Source organism: Allocoleopsis sp. (genome assembly GCF_036703385.1).
Lineage (GTDB): Bacteria > Cyanobacteriota > Cyanobacteriia > Cyanobacteriales > Coleofasciculaceae > Allocoleopsis.
In genome coordinates this window covers 1-2598 of the sequence record NZ_DATNPA010000618.1, presented here as the reverse complement: position 1 = coordinate 2598, position 2598 = coordinate 1, and the positions used below count along the sequence as shown (strand labels likewise).

General features: G+C 46.6%; 2 protein-coding genes. Both read left to right on the top strand.

Annotation, left to right across the window (positions count from 1 at the left end):
• The first annotated feature begins 534 nt into the window (after positions 1–534).
• Entirely contained in the window at positions 535–1314 is a 780-nt protein-coding gene (locus tag V6C93_RS29645; protein WP_333480273.1) for a ParA family protein, read from the top strand.
• Positions 1311–2243 (top strand): ParB/RepB/Spo0J family partition protein, encoded by a 933-nt coding sequence (locus tag V6C93_RS29640; protein WP_333480272.1) that lies wholly within the window; start codon positions 1311–1313, stop codon positions 2241–2243. The genes V6C93_RS29645 and V6C93_RS29640 overlap by 4 nt, the downstream gene beginning before the upstream one ends.
• Positions 2244–2598: the final 355 nt, after the last annotated feature.

Sequence of the window (2598 nt, the reverse complement as noted above, 5' to 3'; positions counted from 1 at the left end):
GAAAACCTTAGTGCGGCAATGGCTTACTCTATCTAAGTTTACGACCAAACTGCACTCCAGAACGCAGGTCGAATTCTCTGCCGAACTTCCCTAATTTTTCCCTAACTCCAGTGTTTAAGTACAATTGCTGGAGACAAGCCGCTAGTTAAAAGTATAAAAAGATACATTAAGTACTGAGGTTTTGTCGAGGTTTGTTCCCTGAGACGCCCAGGTGTTTGCCTTAAATAAAATGCATCCTATAATGGCAAAAACTCTTGAATATCGTGTGTTGAATTTGGGTCAAGTTAGGTAAGATTTTGGCTAAGCTTGAACGGCACTCTAGATAAAATCGCACCCCAAAACTTCCTTCTTATTTAGTAGTCCCGTCACAACTCACGCTTTGTCAGATAGCAGGTGCTATCGATCTGTCGGGTACTGTTACAAATCCTGCCTATCGCCCTCGCTTTATTTCTAATCTGGAGCTGGGATTGGGATACGGTGACGGCTCTTCGTTGTATTCTTTTCCCTTGTAGCGTGCATGAAGATTCAAGTAATATGGCAGCTAAAGATACTCATGGAAGTCGAATAATTTCACTGTTTAATCAATCTGGGGGAGTAGGCAAAAGTACGCTTACTATGAATTTGGGCTACCATCTCGCTCTTCGCTCTCACCGAGTTTTGTTGATGGATCTAGACCCACAATCGTCTTTAACGACATTTATGGGACTAGAACCCTTAGAGATTGAGAAAACTCTCTATGATGCGCTTCTTGGAGACGAACCTTTACCTATCCAACAAGACATACATGGTGTTGATTTAGCTCCAGCCAATATCAACTTGAGTGGAGCTGAACTGGAACTGGTGACAGCTGATATGAGAGAACAACGGATGAAAGATGCGATCGCTCCGATCCAAGAGCAATATGATTTCATCTTAATTGACTGCCCTCCCTCTCTCGGAATCCTCAGCTACATCAGTTTGGTAGCCTCCACACACGTTCTGATTCCCATTCAAACCCAGTACAAAGCTTTTCAAGGCACTGACCTCCTATTTCGTACCATCAAGCGCGTTCGCGCCCGCCCCAACCGTCAACTCAAAATCGCGGGTTATCTGCCTACGATGTTTGCCAAAGCCAACTCTCAAGATCAGCGAATATTGAAAGCGATTCAAGACCAGTTTGCCGAAGTAGAAGGGATAATATTTCCGGAAATTCCCCGAACAACTGCCTTCGCTGATGCCGCTGAAAAACATACTCCTCTGGCTATACATAACCCCAAGCATCCAGCCGTCACTGTTTTGGAAACAATTGCTGAAATTTTGGAGGGGATTAAATGAGTTCTAAAAACCCAAAGCCAGAGGTAAAACGACTCAAGGGCTTGGATAGCCTATTTGGGGAGGAACCGACCCCTACACAATCTCTGCCCACCCAAGCTATTACCCTTCCCGAAGGGCAGCCGCGCCGTTACTTTGACGCCAAAGCAATTGCAGAACTAACTGAGTCAATCAAACAGCATGGGATTTTACAGCCCCTATTGGTGCGGACGCTACCTGATGACAAATATGAATTAGTGGCGGGAGAGCGGCGTTACCGAGCCGCGATGGCTGCTGGACTCGATGAAGTTCCAGTGGTAATCCGGTCTTTAAGTGATGAAGACGCGCTTGCCTTAGCTTTAATTGAGAACCTACAGCGCGAAAACCTGAATCCTGTAGAGGAAACCGAGGGCATTTTGCAACTTTTAGCACTTCGATTAGGCACGAGTAAAGACGAAGTTGGGTCTTTGCTCTACCGGATGCTGAATGATTCTGTGCGTCTGACTAATAACGTTATCAGTCAACCGGAAGCGGAGTTAGTCAAGGAGGTATTTACCAATCTGGGTCTGATGAGTTGGGAGTCCTTTATCAGTAATCGTTTACCTTTGCTGAAACTTCCCAACGATATCCTGGAAGCTTTGCGTTCGGGACGGATTGCCTATACCAAAGCCAAAGCCATCTCGAAAATAAAGGATGAAACGGAGCGTCTTACCTTATTAGAAGAAGCGATCGCTCAGTCCCTGTCCCTCAGTCAGATTAGAGAGCGTCTCAAACAAGCGAGTTCAGTGCCGGAGGGTGATCATACCCTCAAGAGCCGAATGGACATGACCTACCGTCGCTTATTGCAGGCTAAATTTTGGGATGATTCCTCTAAGCAGAAGAAGTTAGAGAAACTACTGGCTCAGATGGAAGCACTATTGGCTGAAGATTCAACGACCCCGCCCACCGCGTAGCGCTTTTAAAGCTATAACTGTACACTAGACCTCGCCTGCGGTTTTCCAAGGGCGAAGGCGATCTGCTGCAAGCAGCAGCGCTTCGCTATCGCATCGGACACAAGAGTACTCCCGATCAACAGTTCATCCCAGTATCTGCCGAGGTAGGGGAGAAAGCGCCTTATATTGCGATTCTTGAGTCCTATCGACTGTTAAAGAGAATTATCAACGAGGCTAGCGCCTTTGGGAAGGGGTGAAATATTCTCCCTGTGTTGATAACACTCACCATGCAAGACTTCCTCCTCGGCGTCCTCTTGTTCGTCGTCTATTTCTGTGCTGTTAGCTGCTTTCGCTACAAATCGGCACAAGGCACCCC